Origin of the sequence: Porphyromonas somerae DSM 23386 (assembly GCF_000372405.1) — a bacterium.
In the GTDB taxonomy this organism is placed as follows: Bacteria; Bacteroidota; Bacteroidia; order Bacteroidales; family Porphyromonadaceae; genus Porphyromonas_A; species Porphyromonas_A somerae.
In genome coordinates, this window is sequence record NZ_AQVC01000004.1 from 16,569 (window position 1) to 32,157 (window position 15,589).

The 15,589-nt window shown below is 48.0% G+C and carries 17 protein-coding genes and 1 tRNA gene; 3 read left to right on the forward strand and 15 right to left on the reverse strand.

The window, feature by feature from the left end; all coding sequences use genetic code 11:
• Window positions 1-38: 38 nt before the first annotated feature.
• From A3GK_RS0101135 to A3GK_RS0101175, 9 genes are all read right to left on the reverse strand, one after another.
• The gene (locus A3GK_RS0101135; protein ID WP_018027691.1) at window positions 39-716 is read right to left on the reverse strand and encodes an OmpA family protein; all 678 of its coding nucleotides are present in this window, start codon (window positions 714-716) and stop codon (window positions 39-41) included.
• Between the two features lie 20 nt (window positions 717-736).
• Window positions 737-1,099, reverse strand: coding sequence for a hypothetical protein (locus A3GK_RS0101140; protein ID WP_018027692.1), 363 nt, complete (start codon window positions 1,097-1,099; stop codon window positions 737-739).
• A gap of 108 nt (window positions 1,100-1,207) precedes the next feature.
• Window positions 1,208-1,867: a YggS family pyridoxal phosphate-dependent enzyme gene (locus A3GK_RS0101145; RefSeq protein WP_018027693.1), complete on the reverse strand. Its 660-nt coding sequence runs from the start codon at window positions 1,865-1,867 to the stop codon at window positions 1,208-1,210.
• On the reverse strand, window positions 1,864-2,307 hold the full coding sequence (locus tag A3GK_RS0101150; protein WP_018027694.1) for a DUF4494 domain-containing protein: 444 nt from the start codon (window positions 2,305-2,307) through the stop codon (window positions 1,864-1,866). Before A3GK_RS0101150 ends, A3GK_RS0101145 begins: the two co-directional genes overlap by 4 nt.
• Window position 2,308: 1 nt before the next feature.
• Complete coding sequence (locus A3GK_RS0101155) at window positions 2,309-2,866, reverse strand: isochorismatase family protein (protein ID WP_018027695.1); 558 nt, start codon at window positions 2,864-2,866, stop codon at window positions 2,309-2,311.
• A 4-nt stretch (window positions 2,867-2,870) separates the two neighbouring features.
• On the reverse strand, window positions 2,871-4,049 hold the full coding sequence (locus A3GK_RS0101160) for a 1-acyl-sn-glycerol-3-phosphate acyltransferase (protein WP_018027696.1): 1,179 nt from the start codon (window positions 4,047-4,049) through the stop codon (window positions 2,871-2,873).
• Between the two features lie 2 nt (window positions 4,050-4,051).
• Window positions 4,052-5,047: a D-alanine--D-alanine ligase gene (locus A3GK_RS0101165; RefSeq protein WP_018027697.1), complete on the reverse strand. Its 996-nt coding sequence runs from the start codon at window positions 5,045-5,047 to the stop codon at window positions 4,052-4,054.
• Window positions 5,044-6,135, reverse strand: coding sequence for an RluA family pseudouridine synthase (locus tag A3GK_RS0101170; protein WP_040575743.1), 1,092 nt, complete (start codon window positions 6,133-6,135; stop codon window positions 5,044-5,046). The genes A3GK_RS0101165 and A3GK_RS0101170 overlap by 4 nt, the downstream gene beginning before the upstream one ends.
• Before the next feature lie 16 nt (window positions 6,136-6,151).
• A complete protein-coding gene (locus tag A3GK_RS0101175; RefSeq protein WP_040575733.1) occupies window positions 6,152-6,835 on the reverse strand; it encodes a PASTA domain-containing protein in 684 nt (227 codons plus the stop codon).
• 639 nt (window positions 6,836-7,474) lie between these two features.
• Between A3GK_RS0101175 and A3GK_RS0101180 the strand changes: the two genes are divergently transcribed.
• The gene (locus tag A3GK_RS0101180; protein ID WP_018027700.1) at window positions 7,475-8,104 is read left to right on the forward strand and encodes a peroxiredoxin; all 630 of its coding nucleotides are present in this window, start codon (window positions 7,475-7,477) and stop codon (window positions 8,102-8,104) included.
• 72 nt (window positions 8,105-8,176) lie between these two features.
• Here A3GK_RS0101180 and A3GK_RS0101185 read toward each other — a convergent pair whose 3' ends face one another.
• Both A3GK_RS0101185 and A3GK_RS0101190 read right to left on the reverse strand, forming a co-directional pair.
• On the reverse strand, window positions 8,177-9,259 hold the full coding sequence (locus tag A3GK_RS0101185; protein ID WP_018027701.1) for an acyltransferase: 1,083 nt from the start codon (window positions 9,257-9,259) through the stop codon (window positions 8,177-8,179).
• Between the two features lie 36 nt (window positions 9,260-9,295).
• A complete protein-coding gene (locus A3GK_RS0101190; protein WP_018027702.1) occupies window positions 9,296-10,534 on the reverse strand; it encodes an alkaline phosphatase family protein in 1,239 nt (412 codons plus the stop codon).
• Between the two features lie 107 nt (window positions 10,535-10,641).
• Here A3GK_RS0101190 and ruvC point away from each other — a divergent pair, with 107 nt between their 5' ends.
• A complete protein-coding gene (gene ruvC / locus A3GK_RS0101195) occupies window positions 10,642-11,199 on the forward strand; it encodes a crossover junction endodeoxyribonuclease RuvC (protein WP_018027703.1) in 558 nt (185 codons plus the stop codon).
• Window positions 11,200-11,278: 79 nt separating this feature from the next.
• Window positions 11,279-11,351 (forward strand) — tRNA-Lys (locus A3GK_RS0101200).
• 531 nt (window positions 11,352-11,882) lie between these two features.
• On the opposite strand, the gene A3GK_RS0101205 is transcribed toward A3GK_RS0101200, so the two are convergent.
• The 4 genes from A3GK_RS0101205 to A3GK_RS10230 form a co-directional block, all read right to left on the reverse strand.
• The gene (locus A3GK_RS0101205; protein ID WP_026161632.1) at window positions 11,883-12,713 is read right to left on the reverse strand and encodes a fimbrillin family protein; all 831 of its coding nucleotides are present in this window, start codon (window positions 12,711-12,713) and stop codon (window positions 11,883-11,885) included.
• 92 nt (window positions 12,714-12,805) lie between these two features.
• Window positions 12,806-13,972 (reverse strand): fimbrillin family protein, encoded by a 1,167-nt coding sequence (locus tag A3GK_RS10225; protein ID WP_081605294.1) that lies wholly within the window; start codon window positions 13,970-13,972, stop codon window positions 12,806-12,808.
• 38 nt (window positions 13,973-14,010) lie between these two features.
• Window positions 14,011-14,955: a DUF5119 domain-containing protein gene (locus A3GK_RS0101215; protein ID WP_018027706.1), complete on the reverse strand. Its 945-nt coding sequence runs from the start codon at window positions 14,953-14,955 to the stop codon at window positions 14,011-14,013.
• Window positions 14,949-15,584, reverse strand: coding sequence for a DUF3575 domain-containing protein (locus tag A3GK_RS10230; protein WP_018027707.1), 636 nt, complete (start codon window positions 15,582-15,584; stop codon window positions 14,949-14,951). The genes A3GK_RS0101215 and A3GK_RS10230 overlap by 7 nt, the downstream gene beginning before the upstream one ends.
• Window positions 15,585-15,589: the final 5 nt, after the last annotated feature.

Below are 15,589 nucleotides of genomic sequence, written 5' to 3' on the forward strand. Positions count from 1 at the left end.
TTCGTCTACCCCTCGGGACATATTGTCTTTACGACTACTTACTTACCGGCTGCCTCTTTTGCCTCCTTGATCATCTTGGCATTAGGCAGAATGAATATCTCTACTCGGCGATTCTTAGCTCTATTCTCTGGGGTTGAGTTGTCCACTACAGGTTGGTCTGGTCCTACCCCTTCGCTAGTCATACGAGCGACATCTACATTGTATCCACGTAGGAAGTTGCGAACACTCATCGCACGCTCCTCAGAGAGTTTCATATTGTACTCATACCTACCGGTAGCATCAGTGTGGCCAATAATCTTGATATCGGTATCAGGATTGGCATTCATATTCTCTGCAAACTTGCGGAGAGCGTCACGCGATGCTTGGTTGAGGGTGCTAGAGCTAGTAGCGAATAGGATGCCACTATCAAAGGTAACACGGATTGCTTCACCGTTATTCACTGTCTCTACAGTGGCCTCTGGTATCTGTTGCTCTAGCTCCTTGGCTTGCTTATCCATCTGATTGCCGATGATACCACCCGCGGCACCACCAAGAGCAGTACCTATTGCGGCACCCATAGCTGTATTGCCAGCTACCTTGCCGATACCTGCTCCGATAGCTGCACCAGCGGCAGCACCAATGCCGAGACCCTTTACTGAATTAGAAGCCCCGCATCCGCTCAGTAGCAGACCTAATGATACTGTAGTTACTCCTAAAATAGATTGAAACTTTGTCATAATTCTCTTCTGTTAAATGGTTAATCCTCTTCCCCCAATGATTCATCAAATTCTTGCTGTAGCTGTAGCAGCAGTACCAAGTCCTCCTGACTGATATCTATGTCTTGCTCATCTTCAGCAGCTGTCTTTTGTACGAATTGATAGAGGTCGTCAATATCTATCTCCACCTCATCTTCATCACCCTCAATGCCCTCGGTGTACTCATCCCATAGCTCAAAGAGATATAGGAGGTCTTGGTCTAGGAGGTCATTGATACGCTCCATATCCTTAGTCTCTTCTCGAACGTAGTCCAGTAGCTCTTCATCGTACCAATCGAGCTCGTCATCATCCTCGTAGTCCTCTAAGTCGAGGTCTTTCTCTGAGTCATAATCTTGCTCCTTCATAGCCCTTTATCTCTATAGAATTAGTCATTACCTAGCGGGGTGCTTCCCCTTTACATTCTTACACAAAAGTAGGTAAATAAATGATACAAGACACTTATTTCCTTTGATTTAACTAAAAATACCACTTCCTACTCTGATGAAGGTAGCTCCGTGCTTCAGTGCCAAAGGGTAGTCGTGAGTCATCCCCATAGAGAGCTCAGAGAAGTGTGGACTCCCCTTAAATGCTCCCTCCTTGAGGGATTGGAATAACTCCTGTAGGTGTGCGAACTGCCCCTCCACCACACTCATATTATCGGTGAGGGCGGCCATACCCATCAGCCCACAAATCTGGGCATGCTGCAACCCCTCTATCTCGCCACTCTGGAGGAACTCTTGAAGCTCATCCTCGGTAAAGCCGTGCTTAGTCTCTTCGCCTGAGATGTGTATCTGTAGAAGTACTGGCAACGTCTCACGCCCTAGTCTCACACACTGCTTCTCCACCTCCTGTAGTAGTCGAAGGCTATCGATGCTGTGTATCATAGAGACAAAGGGCACCACGTACTTGACCTTATTCCTCTGTAGCGTACCGATGAGGTGCCACTCTATATCCTTGGGTAAGTGCTCTTCCTTAGGGAGTATCTCCTGAACACGGTTCTCACCAAAAAGTCGTTGACCCGCATCGTATGCTTCCATCACCTCTGCCTCGGTGTGGTACTTAGATACCGCAATGAGCTTTGTACCCTCTGGGAGCTCTTGTCGGAGTGCCTCTAGCCGCTCTTTGATACTCACTTTGCTTCCTCCCCAGTATTTATTTGGTACTTAAATACGTCCATGTAGGTGGTCTCTGTGATACTTGCCACCTCGTAGTCTCCGAGCGTATCCTTCATCCCTTTGTGGAGGTTCTCAAGTGCCTCATCAAGGTCATCGGCTTGTACGATTATCTGCACAAACTTCCGCTTCTCCACCCCTGCCTTTTCGTCGAGGGTGATGAAGCCAACCTTGCTCTTGTAATATCGCTCGCTCTTATCATCAAGGAAAAGCTCGTATAGGCGTACCTTACGGACGCTGTCTACAATGTAGCTTCCTCGGCTGTGCATCTCCTCAGAGATACGGGTCTCTGCCTCTGTAAAGGACTCTGCATCTACCAGGTAAGACTCACTTACCTTACGCATCTTTCCCGATTGATTAATCTCCTTTTCGTATGTTATTTTGCAGTCAAACCAACTCATATTATTTATCTAGATTCTCTAATGTTACAGATTTTACTTTGGTCTCTCTTATGATTCCATTGAGGGCTGTGCCATCGTCAAGGCTAGGGGAGGCATCCGTGAGCACTGTGATCTTACTCGCCAGTCTGTGGCGGACTAGATCCTTTAAACTATTAAGCACACAGACATTCCCCGCTAGACCGCAGAGTAGAATCTCCTCGGCACTCTCTAGCTCCTTAGGGTAGCTATCCTCAAAAGCGCTGTACTGATCGCGGTCTAGATCGCACCCTTTCTCTATAAAATTGATTGGGCAGGGAAGTGCAATGAGTGCCTCCATTAGAGGCTCCCAAATGGCAGCTCCCGTGCTATACTTTACGCAGTGGGTAGGCCAGATGCCACCATTGGGCTCAAAGCTACAATGCTTGATAGGGTGGGCGTCCATGGTCACAAAGACTTGGTCGGCTGCGATCTTTGGCAGTGCTGTAGCCAAACGATCCATTGCTTCCGAGGCACCTCCTACTGGGAGGGTACCTGTGATGAAGTCCAATTGAGGGTCTACTATAATTAAAGCTCTTTTCATAATGCTATCTATATTGCTTGGTGGTAATCAAGTGATTCTTTAGTGGTGTAGCGTACATCTCCAGTATCTTCTCTTTCAAAAACTGGTGATGCTCCGGCGCTGCCTCTACCTTAGCTATCTGCTGGGCTAGGTACTTCTCAAAGGTTGCCTTCTCCTTCTCGCTATACATTTTGGCAAACTGCTCACCGCCATGGAGTGCATCAAAAGCAACGTAATTATTGGGGTAGAAGCGGTAAAGGGTGAATATCTGTCGGTCAATCTCCTCGGCTACTAGCTTCAGAACCTCCTGCTTCGTCTCAGCTGCTTGTGTGATAGTAGAAAGGTCGTAGAGGGTCTCGCCGATGGCAAAGTGTACTCTCCCCTTCTGCCCTTCTAGCCCAGTCTGCATATTGATGAGGTCGTCTAGTGGCGCCTTTTTCCACGAAGGATCCAGCTTCTTAGCCAGCATCTCCTTGGCTTTGAGATAGTCACAAGGATCGTACTCGTAAGTGATCGCCACAGGCGTAATGTGCAGTTTGCTGAGGAGCTCTGCTTCACTCTCTCCTCGCTCGGCACTGAGGGTAAGCATCTTGAGTACCGCTGTCTGCGTACGGTCATCGGAGTTTTTGCGTCGCCCTTCACTCTGTGCCAGCCATACAGAAGCCTCACCGCCAGCCACTGAGCTTAGGATATAATTGGAGAGTCGCTTGCTCTCTATCAGCATCTCACGCATGGAGGGGCTTCGCTTTACGATAAAGGCATCGGCCAATCGTACCACTACCCTTATCCATTCGCTAATGAGTAGATTGTCCCCAATAGCGATGCGTGGAAAGCCTAGCCCCGAGCTGTAGAGTAGGTAGTTGAGAAAGGCAGAGTCGAGAATGATATCTCTATGATTCGAGATAAAGAGTTGCTTCTCCTCACCACGCTTTACCAACTTGCTCTTGCCTGAGATAGTAAGCGAAAAGGTAGAGTCCTTGAGGATTGCTTCAATCACTGGCTTGAGGAAAGTCTCCTTGAAGTTGTAGATGGAGGTCGATCTCTCCACCATCTTATCTAATTGCTCCCTACTGATATCCCCATAGAAGTGATGGAGGATACCCTGAACCTCCTCTTGCTGGACTAGGTGTGCTACCACCTCCTGTACCTCGCTATCAATATAAGGGCGAATGCTCTCAAAATATATGTCGTCGGTCTTCATCATGGCTATTTATCTCTCTTATGGTTTTCTAAATGATACTGGATAATACTCATCAATACGTCGCCCACCTTCTTGCCATCGGCATGTACCTGCTGAGGGATAAAGCTGGTGGCTGTCATGCCGGGAGTGGTATTGACCTCGAGGAGCACTGGTACCCCCTCCTCAATGATAAAGTCTACTCTAATAATTCCCGACGCCCCGAGATATCCATAGATCTCACGTGTGAGTTGCTGAATCTCAGCCGTCATCTCGGGTGAAATGCGGGCGGGAGTAATCTCCTCCACTGCACCATTGTACTTCGCATCGTAGTCGAAGAATTGATTCTTCGGCACCACCTCAGTCACGGGAAGGATATGCAGTCCCTCACCATCTTTGTAGGCGCCACAGGTAACCTCTGTACCGGTAATCAAACCCTCGATCAGCACCTCATCGGCTTCGCTAAAGGCTAGTTCCACCGCCGGTAGTAGCTCATTCACTTCGTCCACTCGGGTAGTAGCTACGCTGCTCCCTCCAGCATTAGGCTTTACAAAGGCGGGCAAGCCGGGCTCTACCGCAAGGATAATAGGACGAATAGGATCGCCCTTCTGCAACCTTACACTTGGTGCAATCTTGATGCCGAAGCTATGGAGAAAGTGCTTACAGAGGTACTTATTAAAGGTGAGTGCACCGATGGCTGTGGGGCAACAGCTATAGGGTATCCGCAGCATATCTAGGTAGCCGGTGAAGAGCCCATCCTCCCCAGGTGTGCCGTGGATGGTAATATAGGCGTAGTCAAAGGTTACCTTGGTGCCATCAATCTGAACGGAGAAGTCGTTGCGGTCAATGGGGTACTCCTTTCCCTCTAGCTGTACCACCCATTTTTCGTGAGTGATGAGCACGGGGTAAATCTCCAGTGGTGCCCCTTCCAAAAAGTGGAGGATGCCCTCTCTACTCTTGAGGGAGACCTCATATTCATTGCTGTAGCCACCTGCTACAAGAGCTATCTTAGGGTGTTGATTCATACCTCTATAGGTTCAATGGAGCCAGCCTCTACATATCGTCTCCACTTCTCTAGGAGTGCCGACATATCCTCTGGCAAAGGTGAAGTAAAATCCATCTGCTCCTTCCTCACAGGGTGATAAAAGCCAAGTGTCTGGGCATGTAGTGCCTGTCGGGGGCAGAGAGCAAAACAATTCTCAATGTATTTCTTGTAATTGGCAAAGCGATTGCCTCTAAGTATTTCATTTCCGCCATACCGCTCGTCATTGAAGATCGGGTGCCCAATACTCTTCATATGGGCACGGATCTGATGAGTTCGACCAGTCTCTAGCTGGCACCTAATGAGTGAGACATATCCCAGCTCTTCCTCCACCTTGTAGTGGGTGACGGCTGTTTTTCCGACCTCTCCCTCGTAGGGAAAGGTGGTCATAATCATCCTATCCCGAGGATCACGTGCTAGGTTGGTGCGGATCGTCCCCTCCCGCTCCTTTGGACGCCCCCAAATGATTGCTTGGTACTCCCTACGAGTACTCTTCTCAAAGAATTGCCGTGCAAGAGCTGTCCGAACCGTAGGCTCCTTGGCGATTAGTAGCAGACCACTCGTGTCCTTATCAATGCGATGGACGAGGCCCACATTGGGGTCGTTGGGGTCGTACTTAGGGTCGTCCTTTAGATAATAGGCAAGGGCATTGAGGAGGGTGCCCGTATAATTGCCGTGACCTGGGTGAACCACCAAACCTGCTGGCTTATTGACCACCATCAGGTAAGGGTCTTCGTAGAGAATGTTGAGAGGGATATCCTCGGGGATAATCTCTAGTTCGTAGGGAGGTCGCTTTAACCGCAGTGAGACCACTTCGCCAGGGCGTACCTTGTAATTGGATTTTACAGCCCTATCATCCACAAAGAGGGCACCCGCCTCAGCGGCTTGCTGAATGCGATTGCGACTAACCTTGGGCATACGATCTACCAAGAAGCGGTCAATGCGTAGGGGCGTCTGCCCTTTATCTACCACGCAAGAGAAGTGCTCGTAGAGCTGCTCCTCTAGGGTCGGCTCCTCCTCTTCTAGAAGGTCCTCCTCTTCCGTTGCTTCGTAGTCTATGTACTTATCTATCGCCATGGGGCTTTACTCAAAACCAGTTTTCTCCAGAGGGTTCCTCAATTGGGGTGTCAAGCGGAAGGTCTAGCGAACTATTCTGAAGGCTATCCATCATCGCTGTCTCGTACTCTTCGGCCGAGGAGACCTCCATAATCAAGTGGGTGTTGTAGGGGATACGCTCGCCTGCACTGAGGTACCTGCCAGTGCTATCCTTGAGATGCAACACCAGTAGATGGTGTGGCCCTGGTACATATTCTATCGTGACATTCTTAAAACCAGCACCCTTTAGCATCATCTCCACTGAGCGCTCCGATAGCTCTTCAAACTCAGGGATCTTGATGCTCTTGACGTTCATCGTATTGACCGTCACAAAGATCGTGCGGTGGGGCTTGATGCGTGAGCCCGCCTTGGGAGTAGTATCTAGTATGATGCCAGGGGTCTGACCCTCTACATAGACGGAGTCAACCACCTCCATATTTAGGTGCGACCGCCCCAGCATCTCAGAGGCTTCGACTTGCGAAAGCCCAATGATATCGGGTGTCTCTATGGCTTTGCCGTGACGGGTGTATATTTTGAGGAAAAACATTGACCCCCAAAGAAGCAATAATCCAGCTAATACAATCAGTCCTATATGTATCAAAAGCCTAAGCCACCATGGTTGTTTATTGCTCCATGGTAGTTTTAGCTCTTTTTCGTCGGTTTCTTTGTTACTCATTTGCTATGTGATAAGGTAGTATTATTGGCACTTCCATACGTAAGGTATGGTGCCGCCACGTTGTCAATTACCATTCAAAATTACCACAATTCCACGATAGTAGCAAAGATGTACCCTTAGCCCTGTGTATTGAGGAGTCTGTTATTTAGTTTTTATTCAACCACAATTGCTGAGTGTTTCGTGCGGGGTAATAGGCTTATTGTACTTCTTTTGACTTGGAGATTGGGGTGTTTTTTTGCCTCATTTTAGGGCGGTGAAAGTGATTTTATAACCCATTGTTTTTCAGATTGATATGAGGGCGTCAATTGAGTTGCAACTAAGCAACCGGTTAGTTGCATCTCGGCAATTGCTTAGTTGCAACTCGCCGATCGCTTAGTTGCAACTCAACTTTTGGCTACTTGCACTATGGGGTAATAGTCAATGGAAAAAATGGTATAGGAGTGTCGTGGCGAGTGTTTTTTTGCAGGCGATAATAATTTTCCGATGTCAAGATTTGTTTTCTAAACATTTCGGGGGTGATGAATGTTATTGGTAATAGAGGAGGAGAAGATTTTCCTTCTTTAGAAAGTTGTTTTTTTATTCACCCCGTCACAAAGCTCTTTCTGTAGGTGCGTGATGGATTAAGATTTACAAATAGATATGTTTACATTAGTAGGAAAGAAAGCACCTGATTTTAGTGCAACGGCTGTGAAAGGTAGTCAGTTTATTGAGAACTTTACCCTATCGCAATTTGAGGGAAAGAAGTATGTAGTCCTTTTCTTCTACCCTATGGACTTTACCTTTGTGTGTCCTACGGAGCTACACGCATTCCAGGCAAAGCTCGCGGAGTTTGAGAAGCGTGATGTGCAGCTGATTGGTTGCTCAGTGGATAGCCAATTCTCGCACTTTGCTTGGCTTTCTCAGGATCGTAAGGAGGGTGGTATCAAGGGAGTAGAGTATCCAATTGTTGCCGACTTCTCAAAGGTGATCTCTCAGAACTTCGGCGTTTTGGCTGGTGAGGAGGATTATGATGAGGAGGGTAACCTGATCTTTGAGGGTAATCCTGTAGCTTACCGTGGTCTATTCCTGATTGATAAGGAGGGTATTGTACGCCATATGCTGGTGAATGACCTGCCACTCGGACGTAATGTGGATGAGGTGCTTCGTATGGTAGATGCCCTGAAGCACTATGAGGAGTATGGTGAGGTGTGCCCTGCCAACTGGAATGATGGCCAGGAGGCGATCAAGGAGAGCCACGATAGCGTAGCTAACTATCTATCTCACCACTAATCGTTAATAATTTAGTAGGTAAAAGTAGGCGGCTAGTGATTAGTGTTGGACACTGTTCACTAGCCACTTTTTTTATACTCTCCTTGAAATATAATTCCAAGCAACGATACGAATCTGATCAATCAGAGTGGAAGCAAGGTATATGCCAAGAATCATCAGTCCAGTGTATAATATAGCCACTGGAAGGCTGTAGGTGGCATAGAAGTAAAGAACAGCGGTGGTATAGTAGGGAGTGATATTGGGGTTTGCGTGAGTTAAGTAGGCAGAGAAGGAGGAGGCTGCACTCCAATTAATCAGCTTGGATTGAATATTTAGTTTTGAAAAGAATAGCAGTAAAGCAACTGATGAGATAATGACAGTTGGAGCTAAGTAGTCAAAAAGGTAGTGGTGTCTATTATAGATGGCTTTAGCAACCCTTGCTAAATTGCCCCATCCCTCCCCAATAATGGGCAAAGAGACGATAAGGGTGGTGACGATGAGTGAAATGCCAATGTAAGTAAGGAGGTCTATGCTTTTGGGTAACTGAGAAAATCGAGGCTTATAGATACGAATGTACCTAGCGAGTAGGTAGAGACCTATAAATGAGTGTGTTGAATAACCTTCATTAAAGAAGTAAGCATTGCCTAACCAACCATAAGTGGATTGGAATATGAAGAATACGATCAGTACTATTTCATAAACCCGTTTAGAGCTATGCTCAATAAAGAGATTAAGAACTGGAGATAAGATATAGAGCCCAATATAGGCTTTAATAAACCAACCAAGTTTGGTGGCATATAATACCTGTGCAATTCCTTTGAAAGTAAGATCGGAAAACCCACATAAGAGAGCCGTTATATAGATGGCTGTGGAGTAAAAGAGGCACTGAAAGATAAAGTTGAAGAACCCTTTTAGCCTGGGTTTGATCCCAAACCATCCAGATATAAGTACAAAGAGATTGACGCATACAATGGATAGGCTTTGACAGAGCACCATCCAAATGGAATAATAGGTGTTCTGTGTGAAGCATTCCCACTGTGGGGACCCCTGACTAAAGTAATTAGCGTGGACTACGAGGATCAATAGGGTAGCTACAATACGTAGTAGCTCCATATTGGAATCTCGGGTGGTGATTCTTTCCTTTATGGTGTGACTGCTGTGTTGGGTATTATCCATTTCTTTCTTTTGTGGTGCAAATAGTTGATGAGATACTTAGTGGCCTAGGAGCTTCTGCACATCCGCTTCGGTGCCATCGTTGGAGGCTGGTGTTAGCTGGAGTAGGTGGCAGAGGAGTGGGTAGATGGCTACGTTGGGGACTTGACTCACCTTTTTGCCTTTGGCAAATGAGGGACCTACACCAAAGAATATGGCTTGCATCTCGGGCACTGAATTATCAAACCCGTGACCGGCAGCAAGCTTGAGCTCTGGCTCTTCTCTGAAGAAGATATAGCCACCGAGTTCGGGCATTACGACGATGTCTCCGAGTCGCTCTCCTTCGCTAAAGTGGAAGCGTGCAGGTACATCGGCCCTTCGATAGGCGGTGATATTTGGAATCTTTTCAAGCACCGACATGGCCTCGTCAATATACTCTGGGCGCTTGGTGTAGAGGAGGGTGGGGGTGCCATCAACGATATAGCTGAAGCTATCTGCTGGTAGGTAGTCCCATAGGTTGACGAGTTTTTCGGGCTCATAATCTTTCATCCCGTGGTCGGAGACTATAATAAAATCAACTTGTGAAGCGATGGGAAGCTTGGCTAGCTCACTCCTAAAATAGCCTACCACACTATCCACCTTGGCAACCATCGCCTTGAGTTCGTCGCTCTCGGTACCACAAGTGTGACCAGTGTGATCGGGCTCTTGGAGATACCAGGTGATAAGGCGAGGACGCTCTTCAATCGGCTTTTGTAACCACGCGATCACGGAGTCGGCACGAGCTGTAAAGGAGGTGTCGGCATCATACTTTTTCCAATAGCTAGGGTGCATATTTTGCACAGCTGTCTCAGAGCCTACCCAGAAGTAGGAGCCTGCTTTTATCCCTTGTTTCTCGGTGGTATTCCAGATGGGTTCACCCCCATAAAAGGCAGGATTATATACTCGAGTGCTATCACCGAGACGGTAATAGTCATTGAGCTCATTGACCCAAAAACGGTTGTTGACAATGCCGTGGTTTTGGGGATAAAGTCCTGTGGCCATGCTATAGTGGTTGGGGAAGGTATTGCTGGGGTAGGAGGGTTGTAGAGAGCCTGATACCCCTTCTGCTGCCATGGCGTCAAGGAAGGGGGTGGGTATCTCGTTGAGGTACATATACCTAAAGCCGTCGAGCGAGAGGATCACTGCGTATCTCTCTTGTGTCTTTGCTTTTGAAGACTGTTGGTACAGCTTTATCCCTACAAAGATGGCGGAGAGAGTGAGGATTAGAAGTGCCCAAAATGTTGTTTTGCGTCGCGTCATATCTTTTATTAATCTAATAGGTGTCAATTAAATATGGGCAAAGTTACTAAAACCCTTTGAGGTAGATTGCTCATTTATACTTAACTTTGTAGGAGAACAATTAGATAATGGATCAACAAGTAATCATAGGCATCGACCCTGGTACGATCGTGATGGGCTACGGGGTGCTAAGAGTGTCGGGCAATAAGCCAGCGCTAGAGGCGATGGGAATCCTTCGGCTTGACCGATATAAGTCGCACTACTCTCGTCTCCTGAAGATACAAGAGGCAGTAGAAGCACTGATCACGAGGTATGCTCCCTCGGCGATGGCATTAGAGGCCCCTTTTTATGGGGTTAATATACAGACAACCTTGAAGCTAGGACGTGCACAAGGAGCGGCGATGGTGGCTGCCCTTAAGGCGGGTATCCCGGTTACGGAGTATGCACCAAGTACTATTAAGCGTATGGTTACGGGTAAAGGAAATGCAAGCAAGGAGCAGGTGGCGGCTCTGCTACAGTATATGCTGAAGATACCGGAGGAGGCGATGATGGAGAAAAATGATGCTACAGATGCGGTGGCGGTGGCATTGACCCATCATCTGCAGCAACTGCGTCCGCATAAAAGCTCTGGAAGTAGCTCTTGGAGCGAATATATTAAGCGAAATCCGGATAAAGTGAAAAAATAAGTCCAATATTTTGGTCAAATAAATATTTTGTGTTACCTTTGCAATCGCAAACGAGAGGTAACGACCTCCCAAAGCAAATGACTTCGTAGCTCAGTTGGTAGAGCAATTGACTCTTAATCAATGGGTCGAGGGTTCGAGCCCCTCCGAGGTCACAGGCGTGGTGAAGTGCTAGCACTTCACCACGCTTTCTTTTCCTTGTATACCTCTAGTATTAATACTGTTGTGCGAAGGGTTAGATGTGGCTATTATGAATAATGGAGAGGCGTTTTGACTCCTCATTTTTACAACATTATATTAGTTAAACTACTGATAGATTGGCAAGACCTCTACCTCTGCCGAGGTTCATATTAAATAAAATAGTCACAGGTCTAGGTCCATAGTGCCGAACCTTAACACAAGTTTGACCTCTGGATTAACCCTACCAAAACGAGCGTGTTAGGAGAGTTACCCTCCGTTATCTGACACTAAGTCACCTCCTTATCTTAGAGCAGATTTTACTCTATTCTCATTTGGCTTGCCACTGTAGAAGAGGGGAGTAGGGGGTGTGGGTGATGAAAAAAAGGATGCCCACCGCAAGGAGTTGCAGGGGGGCATCTCTTGGAATTACTTAGTTAACTGAGTTATTGGATTGGTTCGCCAAAGCGATTGGCAGTAGTATAAAAATCCATGATGAGATGCTTCTTTTATTCAGTAAGCTGGAGACGGAGGACATAATGCTCTCCTATCTCAAGGTGCTGATTAGTGAGAGGGAGTTCTTTTAGTTCCGTGTCGTTGCTGCCTGGTCGCTTGAGTTTAACGATTATCTTGGTTTCGTCCGATAGTGTTTGTGGGATTAGAAAGAAAGGGGTGATGGTGATGGGGGTATCTACCGAAGTGCTAGCCGTATGATCCACCTCACCCGTCCAGGTATAGGTCCGAGGATCGGAGTAGTGGGCCCACTGCTGTTGCTTAATAGAGTAGGTCGCTGTGGAGAGGATGCCACGTAGCTCTACCGAGGTGATGATCATATTGGGGGTCTCCTCATGAACGACAAAGCTCACCCCTGAGAGTAGGTGCTGGAAATGAAGTGGCACGGGCTTGCCATAGTGGGCTGGCACTACCTTTTGAGCCGCTACAATATCTACCTCCCCACTATTACCTGTGAGGGTGTAGCTCCCTTGTTGCCACGCTGGTATGAGTGCACCATACGGAGCAAAGGCAAAGAAGCTGAGCTGTCGACCCGCCTCACTCCCGAGCCACGGATAGCTGGTACGCCAGCCTGATGCCTTAGTAGCTCGAAGGTCTTGAAAGAGAGTGCCGAGGGGGTTTCCCGCTTGGGTTTGTAGAAAAGCAGTCACCTGCATATCGTCGTGGAAGTTATCTTGATCTTCCACCACTCCGCTCCTCATCTCTAGCCAGTTGGTCTCAAAAGTAATCATCTGGCGCTCATCGGGACGATCGCCCCTAGCACAGCTGCCTAGGAGTGGCAAGAGTGCCACGAGAGACCAGCCTAAGTACCTCTTTATTCTCTCCACTTTTTTACTTGTGATTAAATGGGAGCTGGCAGTGCCAAGCCTTCAGATAATGGAGGCTGGCACAGCCCAATCCCTAATTATTCTATGTGTTGTTATGCGTTGGGCATATTAATAGTATTCGCATCACTATCTTGCCAATCCTCTATCTGTACTGTGAACTTAATGTGTTGATTAGTGAGGATAGGGGTGCCTGGCTTTGGCATTGCAGGCTTCACTGGGTCGCTAGAAATCTCCACTCCAGTCGCTGTGGTAAAGCCTGCCGGCTTATTGGTCTCTGGATCTTGGTAGCCTGCACCATCCTTAAAGTCAAGTGTGATCACATACTTTTTCCCTGCTTCAAGACCTCCTGCGATCTCCAAAGGAGTAGCTGCCCAAGCATACTTGCCATCGGTTGGGTAGATAGCTACGCCCTCTTTATTCGTAATGTTGAGGAGTACTGAGAGATAGACGCCATTATTATCGGTGCCACTCCCTTGGTGCGTTGTGGCATCCCACTTGGTCATCGTTTGTGGAATCAGCATAAAGTTACCATCCTTACCCATCAGAGAAACTGCGGTAGCAGATAATTCCTTAGCTTCTGTCATGGCATCGGCAAAGGTCTCTTTTTCGGTGCCAAGGGTATAGCCACTTAGTGTGGTTGAGCTCTTGGTATCTGCAGGATAGGCAAAGGTGGCTTTCTTCACGATGCGACCAATCTTCACTCCAGCCACCTTGATCTTGTAGTCTGAATTGGCATTACTATTCACCGCCTTTACCTCTATTTGTGAGAGCACGTGCTTGAAATTGAGTGGCACGCCAGTCGTTGCGTGATCGGCACCATTGCCTTTGGCACGAGCCACGATGACGTCCACCTGCTTTGCGACCTCCGTTGGGGTGGTCAATTCTAGCTTCGAGCCAGTCTGGGCGATGGTTGCTGTTGCGTACTCACCAAGGTTGGCATAAGCGATAAAATCGAGTTCAAAGCTTGGCCAAGGGATATCTCCTCCTTGGGGTGCCCAAAGGTCGCCAGTGATCTCAGGCTTCACCGTCTTTCCTTCGAAATAAGCTGCTCCATTACCAAAAGCCGATACGGTAAAACCTGTACCCTTGAGAGTAGCTATATCCATCTCCGCAGCACGGAGACTATTCGCGATAAAGGGAGTAAACCCAATCTGCCCCTGCTCTCTTGCTGGCTCTGCGATGTCTGTTACTTTGCTACAGGAAGCCAAAGCCATCGCTGAGGCTATTGCCAGTGCTGCCCATGTCGTTACTTTTTTCATCTTTTCTTTCTCCTTATGTAGTTATTATTTTATTGCCTTTACATCTTGATATTCAGGTAGACTTTCCTCCAACTTTCCACAGTAATGCTTAGACCGCTGCGGGCCGATTCGTCTATGCGAGGTAGTACTAACTCCTTGTCTATCTTTATATCAACCAATGCCTTCCCCTTTTGCTTCTCCACTTGCTCGGTGACATCAAAGGTATAAGTATAGCCCTTGCCATCAGCCATCACCACATAGAGAATGAGCTCTTGTCGCCCGCCCTTTGCTTTTGGGAGCAATCCATAGGTGATCATATTGCCTTCTACCTCCTGCCCCTTCCACTTCATAGCTATTGGGTGGTAGGCACTTCCTTCGTGCCACTTATCCAAACCAATGAAGTAGCTTGGTGCCACGCCTCCAAAGCCTGCCGAGATACCCTGAACCGCCTGCAAGCCCTGTACATTGGTGAGCCGAATCTGCACCTCTCGATAGCATGGCTCCATCACTATCGTCACCACTTGCCTTAAGGTGGCATCGGCTTGTGGTACAATCTTTGTCTCCTTTACTCGTCCTGCATAGAAAGGCTCAGGCTGTAATCGGAAGTCCTTCCCCGCATCCCACGATGGTGCCCTCAGGGAGAGAAGGGCACCCGAAAGTGGGCTACAATTACGAGTGAAGCTCTCTATCGTCTCATAGTGATCTTCGCCTCTATGCTGTAGGATGCTAGAGGTGTTGTTGAAACCGACCACTCTATAGCGCCCGTCACGCAAGGTAGCGGTTCCTCCCGCCTTATCTTTAAAGTCTCGTCGCACTGGTGCACTCCCATTATCCAGAGGATAGAAATAGGTGGTCATACCTGCCACATGTGGCTCGGGTACTTGTGACCAATCGAAGCGGACTTCTACCTCAACCGCCTGGGAGTAGCAGAGCTCCTTGTGCTGGCATTGGACAAAGAGAAGTGGTAGTAAGAGCAAGAAGATATATTTTAGTCCTTTTACCATAACCTGTAGACGATTGAGAGTGAAAGCTTAGTAGGGCCTACGAAGTCCAGCTGCTTCGTTGTCACCCACGGAAAGCAACCATTTGTCTGCTTTCCATACTGCTTGAAAGTACCATGCAGATAGCCTATGCCTATGGTCCCTTCTAGGGTCCACTGCTTGCCGAGACTCCAAGCATAGCCATACGCCACACCTAGACCAAAGTGCGTGCGATCGCCGAGCACTCCTCTTCCTCCCATTTGGAAGTCGTAATCAAAGAGCTGAGTATAGAGCCCAATGTGATGTCCTTTGCCCCCTTGCTCCCTCTGCCCAAGCCAATACTTGACCTCGCTCTCCAAGCCTTTCAACCGCCAGCAGAAGTTGGCTTTGGGCTTTGACCACCACGCTCCGTAGCCAGAGAGCTCCCAGCTCCAGTGCTCCCCTATAAATGCCTCTAAGCCCAAATTGGGTACCATTGCTATATCGGCCAAAGTATTGCTCCGCACAGATAGCCAGCTTCGTCGCACCTCAGAGGGAGCCCGTTGTGGCTCTACTCCCTGTGCCTGCTGTGCCATAAGTGGCTTTGCACACAGCAGTAGCATTGCCAGCCATAGGTACTGCACTACACTATGATGTCTCCTATTTTTCTTCATCTCTT

What these genes read in the sequence shown, in the direction of transcription:
- A3GK_RS0101135 (WP_018027691.1), bottom strand. Translation starts at nt 716, where the DNA reads ATGACAAAGTTTCAATCTATTTTAGGAGTAACTACAGTATCATTAGGT.
- A3GK_RS0101140 (WP_018027692.1), bottom strand. Translation starts at nt 1,099, where the DNA reads ATGAAGGAGCAAGATTATGACTCAGAGAAAGACCTCGACTTAGAGGAC.
- A3GK_RS0101150 (WP_018027694.1), bottom strand. Translation starts at nt 2,307, where the DNA reads ATGAGTTGGTTTGACTGCAAAATAACATACGAAAAGGAGATTAATCAA.
- A3GK_RS0101155 (WP_018027695.1), bottom strand. Translation starts at nt 2,866, where the DNA reads ATGAAAAGAGCTTTAATTATAGTAGACCCTCAATTGGACTTCATCACA.
- A3GK_RS0101160 (WP_018027696.1), bottom strand. Translation starts at nt 4,049, where the DNA reads ATGATGAAGACCGACGACATATATTTTGAGAGCATTCGCCCTTATATT.
- A3GK_RS0101165 (WP_018027697.1), bottom strand. Translation starts at nt 5,047, where the DNA reads ATGAATCAACACCCTAAGATAGCTCTTGTAGCAGGTGGCTACAGCAAT.
- A3GK_RS0101175 (WP_040575733.1), bottom strand. Translation starts at nt 6,835, where the DNA reads ATGAGTAACAAAGAAACCGACGAAAAAGAGCTAAAACTACCATGGAGC.
- A3GK_RS0101180 (WP_018027700.1), top strand. Translation starts at nt 7,475, where the DNA reads ATGTTTACATTAGTAGGAAAGAAAGCACCTGATTTTAGTGCAACGGCT.
- A3GK_RS0101185 (WP_018027701.1), bottom strand. Translation starts at nt 9,259, where the DNA reads ATGGATAATACCCAACACAGCAGTCACACCATAAAGGAAAGAATCACC.
- A3GK_RS0101190 (WP_018027702.1), bottom strand. Translation starts at nt 10,534, where the DNA reads ATGACGCGACGCAAAACAACATTTTGGGCACTTCTAATCCTCACTCTC.
- ruvC (WP_018027703.1), top strand. Translation starts at nt 10,642, where the DNA reads ATGGATCAACAAGTAATCATAGGCATCGACCCTGGTACGATCGTGATG.
- A3GK_RS10225 (WP_081605294.1), bottom strand. Translation starts at nt 13,972, where the DNA reads ATGAAAAAAGTAACGACATGGGCAGCACTGGCAATAGCCTCAGCGATG.
- A3GK_RS0101215 (WP_018027706.1), bottom strand. Translation starts at nt 14,955, where the DNA reads ATGGTAAAAGGACTAAAATATATCTTCTTGCTCTTACTACCACTTCTC.
- A3GK_RS10230 (WP_018027707.1), bottom strand. Translation starts at nt 15,584, where the DNA reads ATGAAGAAAAATAGGAGACATCATAGTGTAGTGCAGTACCTATGGCTG.